9 protein-coding genes and 1 tRNA gene are annotated in these 14,491 nt (G+C 36.2%); 4 read left to right on the forward strand and 6 right to left on the reverse strand.

Translation table 11 applies throughout. The features are described 5' to 3' along the window. Positions 1-2: 2 nt before the first annotated feature. The 3 genes from JOE44_RS00795 to JOE44_RS00805 form a co-directional block, all read right to left on the reverse strand. Positions 3-572 carry a YdeI/OmpD-associated family protein gene (locus tag JOE44_RS00795; RefSeq protein WP_209783917.1) on the reverse strand — a complete coding sequence of 190 codons (570 nt, stop codon included), beginning with the start codon at positions 570-572 and terminating at the stop codon, positions 3-5. After that, positions 565-1,527: an alpha/beta hydrolase gene (locus JOE44_RS00800; RefSeq protein WP_209783918.1), complete on the reverse strand. Its 963-nt coding sequence runs from the start codon at positions 1,525-1,527 to the stop codon at positions 565-567. Before JOE44_RS00800 ends, JOE44_RS00795 begins: the two co-directional genes overlap by 8 nt. Positions 1,528-2,242: 715 nt before the next feature. Then, positions 2,243-2,316: transfer RNA gene (locus tag JOE44_RS00805), tRNA-Arg, on the reverse strand. Positions 2,317-2,375: 59 nt separating this feature from the next. On the opposite strand from JOE44_RS00805, the gene JOE44_RS00810 reads away from it, so the two are divergent. Genes JOE44_RS00810 through JOE44_RS00820 form a run of 3 tightly spaced genes read left to right on the forward strand, consistent with a single transcriptional unit; the run spans position 2,376 to position 6,160 of the window. Continuing rightward, positions 2,376-3,422 carry an ABC transporter substrate-binding protein gene (locus JOE44_RS00810; RefSeq protein WP_245169669.1) on the forward strand — a complete coding sequence of 349 codons (1,047 nt, stop codon included), beginning with the start codon at positions 2,376-2,378 and terminating at the stop codon, positions 3,420-3,422. Between the two features lie 43 nt (positions 3,423-3,465). Further along, positions 3,466-4,110 carry a monofunctional biosynthetic peptidoglycan transglycosylase gene (gene mtgA, locus JOE44_RS00815; RefSeq protein WP_105680699.1) on the forward strand — a complete coding sequence of 215 codons (645 nt, stop codon included), beginning with the start codon at positions 3,466-3,468 and terminating at the stop codon, positions 4,108-4,110. 13 nt (positions 4,111-4,123) lie between these two features. After that, complete coding sequence (locus JOE44_RS00820; RefSeq protein WP_209783919.1) at positions 4,124-6,160, forward strand: recombinase; 2,037 nt, start codon at positions 4,124-4,126, stop codon at positions 6,158-6,160. 51 nt (positions 6,161-6,211) lie between these two features. Here the strand turns inward: JOE44_RS00820 and JOE44_RS00825 are convergent, their stop codons facing one another. The 3 genes from JOE44_RS00825 to JOE44_RS00835 all read right to left on the reverse strand — a co-directional run bounded on the left by JOE44_RS00825 (position 6,212) and on the right by JOE44_RS00835 (position 8,500). Next, positions 6,212-6,505 (reverse strand): hypothetical protein, encoded by a 294-nt coding sequence (locus JOE44_RS00825; protein ID WP_209783920.1) that lies wholly within the window; start codon positions 6,503-6,505, stop codon positions 6,212-6,214. A 156-nt stretch (positions 6,506-6,661) separates the two neighbouring features. Beyond that, positions 6,662-7,741 (reverse strand): DNA replication/repair protein RecF, encoded by a 1,080-nt coding sequence (locus JOE44_RS00830; protein ID WP_209783921.1) that lies wholly within the window; start codon positions 7,739-7,741, stop codon positions 6,662-6,664. Between the two features lie 3 nt (positions 7,742-7,744). Continuing rightward, entirely contained in the window at positions 7,745-8,500 is a 756-nt protein-coding gene (locus JOE44_RS00835; protein ID WP_209783922.1) for a hypothetical protein, read from the reverse strand. 18 nt (positions 8,501-8,518) lie between these two features. On the opposite strand from JOE44_RS00835, the gene JOE44_RS00840 reads away from it, so the two are divergent. Beyond that, positions 8,519-14,434, forward strand: coding sequence for an alpha-2-macroglobulin family protein (locus tag JOE44_RS00840; RefSeq protein ID WP_209783923.1), 5,916 nt, complete (start codon positions 8,519-8,521; stop codon positions 14,432-14,434). The last annotated feature ends 57 nt before the right edge of the window (positions 14,435-14,491 follow it).

The following is a 14,491-nucleotide window of genomic DNA, read 5'->3' on the forward strand; positions in this document are numbered from 1 at the left end:
TTCTATCGTAAATGTTTTGGTTTAAGATTCAGCGCTGCACTTTCTACGACTTCCTCTATGCGCTTTTTCCTGGTTTCCTGTTTTCTGACGAGGATAATCCAGCTCAATATTATTTTTCTTGTTGATTTGCTCAAACCTAGAAAATAGTCTTTCGCGCCATTATGTTTTTCGAATGCAATTTCTAAGTCGTTCGGAATTATCACTTCTTCTATTTCATCCAAGATTGTCCAATATCCGTTTTGTTTCGCAATCTCAACACTTTCGTAACCCGCTTTTGTCATCCTTTTGTTGCCAATGAGCTGCTGGACTTTTTCTTTGTTGATTTTTGACCAGTTGCTTTTCGGTTTACGTTTGCTAAAAAACTGCATAAACGAAATGTCGTTAATCTTTTTCCTTGTGCTGTCAATCCAACCGAAGCAAAGAGCTTCATCAACGGCTTCACTCCAACTTAATGAAGGGATATTCGACTTTTTTGTATAAAAGACAAGCCAAACAGATTGTTTGGACTGATGGTTTTTTTCCAACCATTGTCTCCAATCTGTTTGGCTTTGTGGACTATATGTTTTATGCATTCTGTTGTGCTAACCATTTTAAAATTGAAAGGTTTGTTTCCTCCGGTTTTTCCTGCTGAATCCAATGACCACAATCTAAACTGACAATGTCCAGATTAGGAACGATATTTTTCAGGTTTTCAGACTTTGGAATCGTATCCTGTTCTCCATATATCATCAGAGTTGGCTGATGAATGATTGGCTTTATGTTCGCCATCAGGTGCCAGTTTCTATCAAGGTTTCTGTACCAATTTATAGCTCCGGTAAATCCAGATAATTCAAAGGCAGAAACGAATACAGATAGTTCATTGTTTTCCATTAAGAGCTTCCCAAAAGGTTTTTCTGCTCTTGCGAGATTTATCATTAGCATTCCCGGAGCAGGTGGAGCGGGAGGTACATCTTTGCGAAATATGTTACGCATGAATTGAGGTGTGTTTTCATTCATTATAGAATCTGCAACTCCCACTTTTTTGTTGAAATGAACAAAATAGAAGTCTTCTCCAAATATGGTTTCCATAAATTCAATCCATGGTTGTTCTCCGCGCTCCTGATATGGCAGAGCTAAATTTATTATCTTATTAACCCGTTTAGGATACAATAGCGCCAGATTCCAAACAACATTTGCACCCCAGTCATGACCGACGAAGGTGGCATCCTTGTATCCGTAGTAGTCGAGTAGAGCAATAAGGTCACCCGTCAGGTGCTTTATATCATAATCAGTTACTTCGGTTGGGCAAGATGAGTTACCATAGCCACGTTGATTTGGGACAATGACATGATAACCTGCTGCAACAAGAGCTGGTATCTGAAAACGCCAAGAAAATGCATGTTCTGGAAAACCGTGACAGAGAACAATCGATTTGTCTGAATTTTGTTTTCCTGCTTCAAATACTTCTAATACCACATTGTTAACTGAAATCATAGTAGGCTTTGGAAATTCGGTTTGATTGGATGCTGTACTGTGTAGGTCTCTCATGTTTTTATTGTTTAATAAATAATTGTGAGACAAATTTAAGTCTGGTTTGTGACAACTTGATGTCAGTAGTCAAAAGTCCTTTAGTGATAACTATCAAAATATTTCTGTAAACTCATGTTGCGATTCAAGTTTTACGAACAGAAAGAAAATACTATACGTGAATGATAGGAGCAGCATCCTTTTGCTCAGTAAAAGATATAGGCATAGACATGTCCAAAAGATTAACTTTTTCTTATAAAGTCGTAACCTAATAACAGTCTTGGAACAGATTGTACCAATGTATTTATTGCTGGTTATAATTATTTTTAATTTTTTAAGGCTATTTTACTTTTCAGTCATCCTATATATAGATACAATTAAATTAATCAGTACACACTATTTAATGACGATGAGCAAGCAATTATTATTTTAACCAAGAATGGAATTCAGGTAAATGAGAAGAAAGCTAAAATTATATTGGAATTACTATATTTAGTATCAAAAAATTATGATAAGCCAAAAGAGAAAAAAATACTAGAACCTTAATGGGATTTCAAACTATGCTTCAATACCGATGAAATCTCTGACAGAGCACTTTTAGACTGTCTGTTTCAGATGGACTAGGGATTTCACATCAAAGAATTCAAACCATAAAATATCAGGCTGTAAAAGTTTGATATAGAGATTTTTATGCACAAAAAAAGAGAGACAACTATCAAATAGTTGTCTCCTTAAGTGACCTCGACAGGATTCAAACCTGTAACCTTCTGAGCCGTAATCAGATGCGCTATTCAGTTGCGCCACGAGGCCTTTTGTTATCTTGTTGTTTAACGGTTGCAAATATACCACTTTTTTCCGTTCTTTGAAACATGAAACAGAAAATTTTACTTTTATTTACGGTCTTCTCGCTAATTGCCTGTAAAAGAGAATCAAAAATTTCGTCCTCAGATTGGACGAATATCTCAAATAGAACCCAATTTAAAGAACATGATGGTGTCCTGGAACTAAAATCGGGGAATTTTACTTATAATTTTAAGCAAAATCAGACTCCCTTCAAGAAAATAATCCTGTTGAATGCAAGTATGGCAGGGTATATTTCGGAGCTTGGAGCAGAAAATGTAATCATAGGTGTTTCAAGTCCGGAGTATATTTATTCTGATAAAATCCAAAATCTGATTAAAGAAGGAAAAATCCAGAATGTAGGAAGCGAACAGAAATATGATGTAGAAAAGATTCTCTCTATGAAACCGGATGCTATTTTTACCAATCATATTGCCAGTTTCGACAATACCTATGAGCTTTTAAAAAACAATGGAATTCAGGTGATATTTCTGGATGAATATATGGAGCAGAAGCCTTTGGAAAAAACGGCTTATATCAAACTTTTCGGAGAATTTTTAGGAAAAGAAAAAGAAGCAAAAGCTAAATATCAGGAAGTTGAGAAAAACTACAGCGATCTGAAACAGCTTGCGTCAAAAGCAAAGGAAAAACCTGTTGTCCTGGCTAACGAAATGTATGGGGATGTTTGGTATCTTCCGGGAGGAAATACTTCTGTGGCTCATTATATTTCCGATGCTAATGCCAATTACATCATGAAGGATAATAAAGATGAAAAAGCATTAACAATGAGCTTTGAAGAAGTATATGCTAAAGCAGGAGGTGTTCAGTACTGGGTAAATGCAGGAAGCCACACTTCAAAAAAGGAAATGCTGGGAATGAATCCTTTCTACGGAAAGCTGGATGTATTCAATAAAGGGAAGATATATACTATTGCAGGAAAAGAAAAATTGAAAGCTAATGATTTCTTTGAAAGCGGTGTGGTAAGAGCAGATTTGATCCTTAAAGATTATATAAAGATCTTTCATCCTGAACTTTTACCCAATTATCAGCTTACTTATATGAAAGAATTGCAGTAACTCGTACTATTTGCTTATTTTTGCCTTTCCTTTTTATCAAGTTATGTGGAAAAAAATTAAACAGCTTATCTTCATCATTCTTGTTCTGAATGTAGTTTTTATCATCTGGGGCAGATTCTTTAATCCGCCAATCACTCTTACTCAGATAGGAGGGCTTTTTGAATACGGAAAACTGCACAGAGATTATATTTCCTATGATGAGATGGGAAATAATGTGAAGAAGGCAGTAATTGCCTCTGAAGACCAGAAATTCTTTGATCATGACGGTTTCGATTATACTGCTATCGAAAAAGCAATGAAAAATAATGAGAAAGGCAAAAAAATAAGAGGAGGAAGTACTATTTCCCAGCAAACGGCAAAGAATGTGTTTCTTTGGCAGGGCAGAAGCTGGGTGAGAAAAGGACTGGAAGCTGTGTATACTTTTATCATCGAAAAAGTATGGACTAAAGATATTATCCTTGAAAGATACCTGAATTCCATAGAAATGGGGCAGGGTGTATTTGGTGTGGAAGCTGCTGCTCAATATTATTTTGGGAAATCCTCCAAAGATTTAAGTACCTCAGATGCAGCATGGATTGCCGCTGTATTACCTAATCCAAAGAAGTATGATCCTAAAAATCCATCTCCCTATTTAAGAAAGAAACATAATTGGATTATGAGACAGATGAGGAATGTGAGTTTGAAATAGTATCTTTGTACTAATGAAATTCTTTAATTCCAGCACAAATTTTGAGTCAGTTCTTAAAAAGTATTTTTCTTTTAAGAACGAAACCCTTTCTTTAGAACCCTTTGCAGAGTTTTTAGAGACCATAAAAGAGGCAGACTTCACAGATGTGCTCAATTTTTTCAGAAGCAATCCTCAATTTACTGAGAACTTTAAATATTATATTCACAATATTTTTAAAGGAAGACCTTTTAACCTTTCACTGACAGAAGCTAATATTCTTTCAGAAAATGCCTTTTTTCCGGAACTGAAAAAAAGAATACTGAACAAAGTTCTGCCACCTGTTGAAAACGAAAAGACAGTATGGTACATGATCGACAATGTCAGTATGAGACCGAAGAAGGATTTGAAATACCTGCGTAATCTTCCCGAAAATGAGATCAATGAATTTTTAAATATGTTGGGAGCTTCGGATTTTATTATCCGTCCCAATGTGAAAAAAGAGCTCATTTTCTCTATGAATATTCTTTCCTGGAGGGTAACAGGAATGGCAATGGAAGTGGAAGTAGTGAGAATGGCACCTCAATACAGAAATTTAGACAATCCGTTTCTTGCTCTGCAGAATGAGCTGGAGGCATTAGCCGATGATCTGATAAAAGAGCCTGAATTACAGCTGCATTCAAAAGACAGCAGATATAAGCAGATTAAGATCTATGTGGAACAATGTCAGGAATTTGTGAATATTGCTTTTAAAAATTCAGCTAAATATGGTATTTCAGGAAAAATTAATCAATCCCTGATAAAAATCCGCCAGCAGACCAAAAGAATTTATGAAATTGTTCAGCTATTGGTTATTGATACCGATGAAGATATTCAGATAAAATCTAAACAGTTGGTCTTTAACATTCTGAGCTATAAATCCCATAAAAATAATATCTCAGATCTTATCAACGACAGTACAAGGCTGATTTCACACCTTATTACCAATCACACGGCAGAAGCGGGTACCCATTATATTACGTCTACCCGAAAGGAATATATGACTATGTTCTATAAAGCAAGCGGAGGGGGAATTATTGTAGGAGCCCTTTGTGTTCTGAAAATGCTGTATGGATATATTCCCGGGAGTGACTTCTCTCATGCTTTCCTGTACTCCATGAACTATGCAATGGGATTCATCATGATTTATCTGATGGGATTTACTTTGGCAACAAAACAGCCGGCAATGACAGCGGCTACCATGACAAAAGTATTGTCAGAAGAAGGGAATGCTCAAAGAAACAATACGGAGTTTGCCCATCTGGTCTCCAAGTTATTCAGAAGCCAGTTTATTGCCTTTGTGGGAAATGTATTGCTTGCCTTTCCGGTGGCTCTTGCCATTATTTACGGTCTGGATGTCTTTTTCTCACAAAACCTTGCTGTAGAGCGTTCCGATAAACTGTTAAAAGATCTTGATCCATTTAAATCAAAAGCAATTCTGCATGCAAGTATTGCCGGATTTTATCTTTTTATTTCAGGAATTATTTCCGGGAATATCGGGAACAATTCTGTGTTTTATCAGATTCCGGAAAGAATTGCTAAAAACCTTTCCATCAGAAGTTTTTTTGGGAAGAAATTTGCCAAAGGACTTTCAAAATATTATGCTAAAAACTGGCCGGGAATCATTTCTAATTTCTGGTTTGGTGTTTTCCTTGGGGCAACAGCTCCGGTGGGGATGTTTTTCGGTCTCGATCTGGATATAAGACACATTACCTTTGCTGCCGGTAACTTTGCGTTGGGATTGTATGGAAAAGATTTTTCCGTAGATTCCTATACATTCTGGATGTCTTTTGTAACCGTATTTTTGATCGGTTTCTTCAATTTTCTGGTAAGTTTCAGCTTGTCGATGTTCCTGGCATTCAGATCCAGAAAGATGAACTTTGGACAGGTAAGTGAGATTTATAAAGAAATATTCGGATATTTTATCAAGCATCCGTTGAAATTCTTCCTGCCATTACGCTCAGGGCTGGACAAAAAAGCAGATGACTTAATGAGCAGTACGATTTCTAATTCTAATAAATCAGAAGAACATTAACAATAAAATAAAAATGCTGTCCGTGGGCAGCATTTTTTATAGGTTTACGTTTTATAATATTTGAAGGTCACTGAATTTTTCCACCCCGAATTTATCCTGGAACTTTTTGAGGTAAAAGCTTTTTCGCATTGTAAAGTCATGTTTCAGTAAAGGAGAATCAATTTTAATGATGATGCATTCATTTTCAATATTGACACTTCTTATTTCCTTGAAAAGACTTTCATCAAGATACTCTTCAAGAAAATCTTTAATATCAAAAGCGACAAGTTTATGTTCAAAACCGTAGATTCTGGCAAAAGATTTTACCAGTTCGTAGGATTGATATTCACGTTTTTTCTTCTTCATAGTTGAGGTTCGGGTTGCGTGATTCGTGTTTTGGAGTTTCAGAATTTCGGAATTCGTTTTGGATGATAAGTTAAGATAAAAAATACTACAGTATGGATAAATAAATTTAATATTTTGTTTTTAAATTAAAACCAAGTATTTCTGTATTGTCGGGCACTAAACTTCAAAAATTATACTTTCCTCATTAATTTTCTTGACCACACTTTCAGTTCTTTCCCGATGAGTATCCGTAATGAATATCTGTCCAAAGCTTTCTTTGTTGACCAGTTCAATCAATTGTGAAACTCTCGTATCATCAAGCTTATCAAAAATGTCATCCAGTAAAAGAATAGGTGTCTTTTTGGTAAGTTCTTTCACAAGACTCATCTGAGCCAGTTTTAAAGAAATAAGGAAGGATTTTTGCTGTCCTTGAGAACCGATTTTTTTGATTAAAACATGATCCATTTCAAAAAGAAGATCATCCTTATGAATTCCTTTTGAAGTATAGGTGAGCATACGGTCTCTTTCGATGCTTTCTTTTAAAAGATTTTCAAAAGAATCTTCCAGCAGATGAGATTCATAAATAACAGATACAGTTTCTTTACCACCGGAAATAATTTGGTAGAAATTCTGAACAATTGGATTGAGCTGTTCTACAAACTGCTTTCTTTTCTTAAAAATTTTAGTCCCGAATCGGGTAATTGGGTCATCATAAATTTCCAGCGAATCCTTGTCCCAAGTTCTGTTTTTGGCAAAATATTTCAGTAAAGCATTTCGCTGCTGAATAGTCTTCTGATATTGAATAAGGTCAAAAAGATACTCTGAATCTGTCTGAGAAATCATCGCATCCAGAAACTTACGCCTGCTTTCCCCGGAATCCGAAATAAGATTAGAGTCATAAGGGGAGATCATCACACTGGGCAGATATCCGATATGATCAGCGAGTCTGTCGTAGCTTTTATCATTTTTTTTGATCACCTTTTTAGCTTCCTTAGGCTGAGTGATTCTGATGATATCTTCACTTTCCTCATTCTGAATTTCAGCATCAATGGTAAAAAAATCTTCCTCTTTTTTTATATTGTTAAAATCCGTATTTCCTAGAAAGCTTTTTCCTACTGATAAATAATGCAGGGCATCCAGAATATTGGTCTTTCCCACACCGTTATTACCTACAAAACAGTTGATCTGCGGGGAAAATTCAAATTTTTTCTCAGCGTGGTTTTTGAAATTGTAAAGGGAAAGCTTCTTGATAATCATTCGTCAAAAATACTCCATTATTAGTAAAAATAAAAAAGGAAGTGCGGAACAAGTTTCCACTCCGAAAGAGTAGTAAGCGTCATCTCTTTTATTATCAGAGAAATAGATGAGGATATAAGTTACAATGCTTGCCATAAAAAAAGCTGTGGCATAAGATAATTCAAGATAAAAAATCGAAATCACATTACTGATGAAGACAAGTGTGTAGGCAATGTATTTAGTATTCTGAACACCTATCAGCATCGGAAAGGTTTTTACGGTGTCACTATTCATATCCCGGATATCAAAAGGAAGAACAAGTGCGGTGATAAAGAAAAAGCTGATCAGAAAGATCGGTATACTGAACTCCGGAAGCGTAAGCCAGCAGTTGACCAGCGCCCATACCAAACCTACATAGAAAACTTTCAGCAAAGGAATCTTTCGGATATAAACATCGAGAAAAAAACTGTTGTAAAGCAGCCCCAGCACCACAATAATAAACCATTTCAAAAGCCTTATTTCATTATGATTGTGGATGATTAAAAAAGCACAGGCAATTCCCGCAAGGGCGTTGATAACAACTATTTTGAAAAAATGTCTGGTATATTGGTATTTAGTATACAGATAACCACTGAAATAAGTGATGAAAATTAATGCAAAGGTAGGGAAACGGAATGTGTTTTGCTCTTTCATGAAAAATACTGCAAAAAGAGTTCCCATAAGAGAGACATAAATCTGACTGTCTATGACGGTTTTTTTCAGTATTTTTAAGATGTTCATTTATCAAAATTAATATATATGAAAAGATTTTCCAAGATTTTTCTGCTTTTGCTTGTAGTGCTAAGCTTTTCAACGGTATCCGCACAGAAATATTACGATACCCAATGGAAAAAAATTGCTGAAAACAGTACGAAAGGAGCTTATAAATCTAATCTTCCCATTATTTTAGACATACAAAAACAAGCCATGAAAGAAAATAATGCCTTTGAGCTGATCCGTTCCCTGAAAGCGGAATTCAGTATTGTAAACCAAACAGTGGATGATGATCAGAATGATTCTGCTTCTCAGTTTTTCAAAAAACTTAAAGATGCGGAAGGAAAACTGAACGGAGAAGGGAAATTGGTGTACAAAGTCCTGCTGAATGGTTTTTTTATGGATTATTACAACCAAAACTCATGGAAAATAAACGGAAGAACCAATATCAATTCCCAGGATATTTCCCAGATTGAAACCTGGAGTAAGCTTGATTTTAAAAATTACCTGACCAAAAGTTTTCAGGAACTTGATCAGGAAAAACCTGAAATGAAAAAGGTCTCTCTGGAAAAGTATAAAAAAGTTTTTTCAGGAACTGAAGATATAGCGTATTTTCCGACATTATCGGATTGGTATGCGGTCAAGAAAATAGGGTTTTTATCCGAAAACAATATTTTCACAAAAAATGAACTGACAGCCAACCGTACAATGATCAGTGCAATCTATGATGAGCTGATTGATCAAAACAGCGGAAATTCCAAACTGTATTTCATGAAAGAGAAGATTACGGAAAACTGTAACTTCACTCATTGTAAGGATAAACTTCAGCAGCTTCAGAATCTTTTAAAATCTAATGTTGAAGGGGATTATAAAGTGGTGATCATGGGAGAAATTATGGATGAGTTTGTGGGCAAGAAGAAACCCAAAGAAGCTCTTGCATTAGCTGCACAAGCCAAAAGTGAATATCCGAAATCTCCATTCATTGAGAATATCAAAAGTAAGGAAGCTCAGATTGTAAATCCGTATCTTACAATCAAATATGAATCTCAGACACAGAATAACCTGCCGATTCATTTTGTTGCCCAATATCAAAATGTATCAGAATTTACCCTGAATATTTATGAAGTAAAAGATGATTTTACCTCATTGTTTCAATACATTGATAATTCTTATTCCAATGTCTTCGGAAAACTAAAAAAGAATCTGGTAAGGAAGGAAACATTCCAGCTTCCGGATCCTAAGGACTATCAGAATCACACAACGTCACTGGAAGTTAAGCCCCTTCCGTCAGGAATATATGTAGCAGAGTTTACAGTTGCAGGAGCTGATATGAAAGACTCCGATTCCCGACAAAATTTCTACTTTCTGGTGTCAGGAAACAGAATTATTTATCAATCCAAAACAGACAGGAATCCTCTTACCGACGAGTTGAAACTGGTAAATAGCGAAAATGGCAAGCCGGTGACGAATGAAGGACTTCGTTTTTATGAATTTGTTTCCAATAAAACATTAAATAAAATTGATGGAACAACCAATGCAAACGGAGTATTTAAATTCCCTTCCACACAAAGCAAAGAATATTACAGAACTTTTCTGATCCAGCAGCCTAAGACAAATGATTTCCAGATCATGCAGGTGTATGGAAACAGAGGATCTGTGGAAGATTATAATCCCAACAAACAAACGCGTTCAACGGCACAGATTTTCATTGACAGAGGCATCTACCGTCCAGGGCAGACTGTTTATTTCAAGGTGATCAATACAAGACAGAATAAAGAAGTGGAAGCTGTGCTTTCTGGATTAAAACAAAAAATTACGTTATTAAATACCAATAACGAGGAGGTTTCTTCTCAGGAATTTACCACCAATGAGTTTGGTTCTTATCATGGAAGTTTTATTCTTCCGAAAGGAAAACTGAACGGTAATTTTTATCTGAGAATTGAAGGAGAAAGCCAGGGATATAAAAACTTCAGGGTAGAAGAATACAAAAGACCAAAGTTTGAGGTAACCTTTAATCCGGTAAAAGAAGAGTATAAATATGGACAAACCATAGAGCTGAAAGGAAAAGCGGTGATGTTCTCCGGTGTTCCACTCAGCAACACTGTGGTGAATTATGAAATCAAAAAGCAGAATATCAGATGGAGATATTTCAGCTGGTATCCACAGGACAATGATAATGAAAACTCAATTCTGGGTGAGGCGAAGACCAATGAAAAAGGTGAGTTTACGATCCGTTTAGAGCTTAAAAAAGATGAAAAACTGGAAGGGATACAAATTGATAACTATGCCATCAATGCTTCGGTTACAGATATCAATGGGGAAACACAGACCGCTAATACCCAGTTGAAGGTAGCCTCAGTTTCTCACTACATCCAGGCAGAAAATATCAGTAATACTTTTGCCGATGAAAATGTAAAAGTAAAGGTAGAAACCAAGAACTATAACGATCAGAATCTTAAGAAGCCTTATCAGGTTAAGTTGTCAAAACTAATGGCTCCTGACAGAATTTTCAGAGATAATTTCAAATCTGATGTTCAGAATCTGCCTAAATATTCGAAAGAAGAATTTATCAGCAAATTCCCACATGATCTTTTTGATAAAAATGATGAGGTCAAAAACTGGAAAACAGAAAAAGTACTGGTAGAAAGACAACAACAGCCATCTGCTGACAATGCTCAGCTTTCAACGAATCTTGATTTAGGAAAACTGGATGCCGGAGATTATCAGCTGGAGCTTTTCAATATTGAAGGAAAAGACACCATAAAATCTTCCCAGTATTTCAGTGTCTGGGATAAAGCTTCTTTAAAGCCGACTCAAAAAACATTCCTTACCGTGATAGCTCCGAAAGAAGAAGTCTCAAGAGGAGAAAAAGTGAAAGTGTATGTTTTCTCAGCAATTCCTGACGCATTGGTCAATGTTTTTGTTCAGGACGGATCTGGAAAAACGGTTTCAGAAGTTCATCAGCTTAAAAAAGGAATACTGGAATATACCACTGAAATTCCTAAAGATAAAAGTGTCTCAGATCTGAACCTTCAGTTTCAGCTGGTGGCATTCAATGATGTGAATACAGAATCTGTTTCTTTAAAAATAAAGGATACCGAAAAACCTTTAAAAATAGAAACGGTAACTTTCAGAGATAAGCTTGAGCCAAATTCTAAGGAAAAATGGACGGTAAAAGTAACCGGGAATGATAATGAAAAGATCAATGCTGAAGTATTGGCTAATATGTATGATATGTCTCTCGATCAGTTTGCAGCTAATAGCTATAGCTGGAGAAAATTATATACCCCATTTGTAATAGTCACTTCATATGGAATCAGAAATTACTTGCAGCAGCAAAATTATCAGAAAAGATTGAACTATTTCGAAGACAGATATATAGCAGTTCCTCAGTTTAACTGGTTTGATGGTGATTTTTATTCAATTTCAAGAGAAACCATTGTAGGATTTAGTAATCAGGAAGGAGTTAAAGCTCCGGCTTATACACCGCCGCCATCACCCATTGCGGGCGCAAGATTTAAAACTGCCAGAGCATCCGTTGCAGAAGATAAAATTGAGGTTATGCAGAATGTTATTCCTGAACCTGTAAAAGCTCCGAAGGTAGAAAATTCTCCTCCTGGATCTTCTGAAGAAAATCTGGACAAGGTAGCTGTTCGTAAGAATCTAAATGAAACAGCATTCTTCTATCCGGATCTTAAAACTGATGCTGATGGAAATGTCAACTTCGAATTCACTTCTCCGGAAGCATTGACAAAATGGAAACTGATGTTCCTTGCCCATACAAAAGATGCAAGAGCAGCTACATTGGAAAAAGAAGTGGTAACACAAAAAGAATTCTCAGTAACTCCAAATTATCCGAGATTCCTGAGAGAAGGAGATGAACTGAATCTACAGTCGAAGTTATCTAACCTTACAGATAAAAAACTAAATGGTTCTGCGGAATTACAAATTCTGGATGCCTTTACCAACGAAAATATTTCTTCGAAGTTCGGAATGAGTTCAGGAGGACAAAACTTCAGCTTAACTGAAAATGGAAGCAGTGCATTGACATGGAAATTGAAAGTTCCGGACAATGTTTCTTCTGTTATTTTCAAAGTGGTAGCAAAAGCCGGAGCGTATTCGGATGGAGAGCAGCAGGCCATTGCGGTATTGCCAAACAGAATGCTGGTAACGGATGCTGTTCCTGTTTTTGTGAAAGAAGGAGAAACGAAGACATTTGTATTGGATAACCTTAAAAATAATACCTCTAAAACAGCTTCTAATGTTTCCAATACGCTGGAACTGACAACCAATCCGATCTGGGAAATTATGTTTGCCCTTCCAAGTCTGAAAAATGACCAGAATAACTCTGCAGATGTGATATTCAACAAGTGGTTTGCGGATGTACTGGCTTCGGAAATATTCAAAGCAAATCCAAAAATGAAAACGGTTTTTGAGGAATATCAGAACAAAGGATTATTAAATTCAAACCTTGAAAAGAATCAGGAATTAAAACAATTGTTGTTGGAAGAAACACCATGGGTGCTGGAAAGTAAAAATGAAGGCGAACAGATGCAGAAACTGGCATTATTGTTTGATGTCAATACGATGAAAAATTCTATTAATCAGGATTGGGATGAGTTGAAAAAACTGCAAAACCCTGACGGTGGATTCTCATGGTATCCTGGTTATCCAAGTTCTTATGGTACCTCATTGTATATCCTTAAAAACTTAGGAAAAATCAATTCCTGGTTAAAAGATAATGTGAAAGATTATCAGAGCTCAGAACAGAAAGCTATTGTAGCTAAACTGGTTCAGTATGTAGACAATGAAGTGAGCAAATATTTTGATGTGAAAAAAGGGAATGTCTGGAACAACTGGGCAATGGATTATCTTGATACCAGAAACTACTGGGAGCAGCAATATCCTTTGAAAGGTAAAGGAGCAACCCTGAAAACGCTGGTAAAACAAAAAGCAAAGACTGCTAAGATTACCGATTTTACATTCTTCGGACTTCACCGCGCTGCATTATTGATGAATGATTATGGTCTGAAAGAGGTATCTGCTAAGCTGATGACCTACCTTAAGGAGACTTCCACAGATACAAAAACACAGGGAGTTTACTGGAAACAAAACCTGAACGACTGGGGATGGTTTGGCTCTAAAGTGGTCAGCCATGCCGGAGCACTGGAAGCTTTCAATAAGCTGAAATCTAATGATCAGAACTTTATTGAAGAGGTGAAAATCTGGCTGGTTACTCAGAAAGAAGTAAACTCATGGGGAAGCTCAAGAGGTACGGCAGAAGTGATCTTCACGATTTTGAATTCTGGAAAATCATGGACGGGAACAGAAAGTGATAAAGCAACTATTGTTTGGGGCGGAAAGGAATTAGTTCCTCAGACTCATGCAACGGGATATGTGAAATCTACAGTGAAAACAGATGCCGTAGATAAAAATTTAGCAACTGTAACGGTTACGAAGCCAGGTCCGGGAATTGTTCAGGGAGGATTGTTCTGGCAGTATTATGAAGACCTTGATAAAATCAAATCTTCTGAAAATTATATTTCTGTAACCAAAGAACTTTATAAAAAGGTAAAAACGGTAAATGGGGAAGAACTTCAGAAAATCTCATCCGAAACACCGCTGAAAGTAGGAGATAAAGTGACGGTAAGAATGATTCTGAATACAGACAGAGCCATGGAGTTTATTCATATTAAAGATATGCGTGCCGCAGGATTCGAGCCTGTAGATGTATTATCCGGATACCAGTGGAAGAATAATCTGGGATACTATCAGTCTACCAAAGATGCCTCTACCAATTTCTATATTCAGTATATGCCGAAAGGAAAATATGTTTTTGAATATGATGTGGTAGCCAATGCATCAGGTAAATTCTCAAATGGAATTACCACCATGCAGAATTACTACGCACCGCAGATGAATGCGCATACAAAAGGAACCGGCGTAACAATTTCAGAGTAATGTATAAAAAACCGCATAAATTTTACTGCAGTTTTTGTTTTAAGGTTTAAAATAAAA

It is taken from the genome of Chryseobacterium sp. PvR013 (assembly GCF_017833095.1).
Taxonomy (GTDB): domain Bacteria; phylum Bacteroidota; class Bacteroidia; order Flavobacteriales; family Weeksellaceae; genus Chryseobacterium; species Chryseobacterium culicis_A.

Coding starts and splice junctions, on each gene's coding strand:
- JOE44_RS00795 (WP_209783917.1), bottom strand. CDS start 572: ATGCATAAAACATATAGTCCACAAAGCCAAACAGATTGGAGACAATGG.
- JOE44_RS00800 (WP_209783918.1), bottom strand. CDS start 1,527: ATGAGAGACCTACACAGTACAGCATCCAATCAAACCGAATTTCCAAAG.
- JOE44_RS00810 (WP_245169669.1), top strand. CDS start 2,376: ATGAAACAGAAAATTTTACTTTTATTTACGGTCTTCTCGCTAATTGCC.
- mtgA (WP_105680699.1), top strand. CDS start 3,466: ATGTGGAAAAAAATTAAACAGCTTATCTTCATCATTCTTGTTCTGAAT.
- JOE44_RS00820 (WP_209783919.1), top strand. CDS start 4,124: ATGAAATTCTTTAATTCCAGCACAAATTTTGAGTCAGTTCTTAAAAAG.
- JOE44_RS00825 (WP_209783920.1), bottom strand. CDS start 6,505: ATGAAGAAGAAAAAACGTGAATATCAATCCTACGAACTGGTAAAATCT.
- JOE44_RS00830 (WP_209783921.1), bottom strand. CDS start 7,741: ATGATTATCAAGAAGCTTTCCCTTTACAATTTCAAAAACCACGCTGAG.
- JOE44_RS00835 (WP_209783922.1), bottom strand. CDS start 8,500: ATGAACATCTTAAAAATACTGAAAAAAACCGTCATAGACAGTCAGATT.
- JOE44_RS00840 (WP_209783923.1), top strand. CDS start 8,519: ATGAAAAGATTTTCCAAGATTTTTCTGCTTTTGCTTGTAGTGCTAAGC.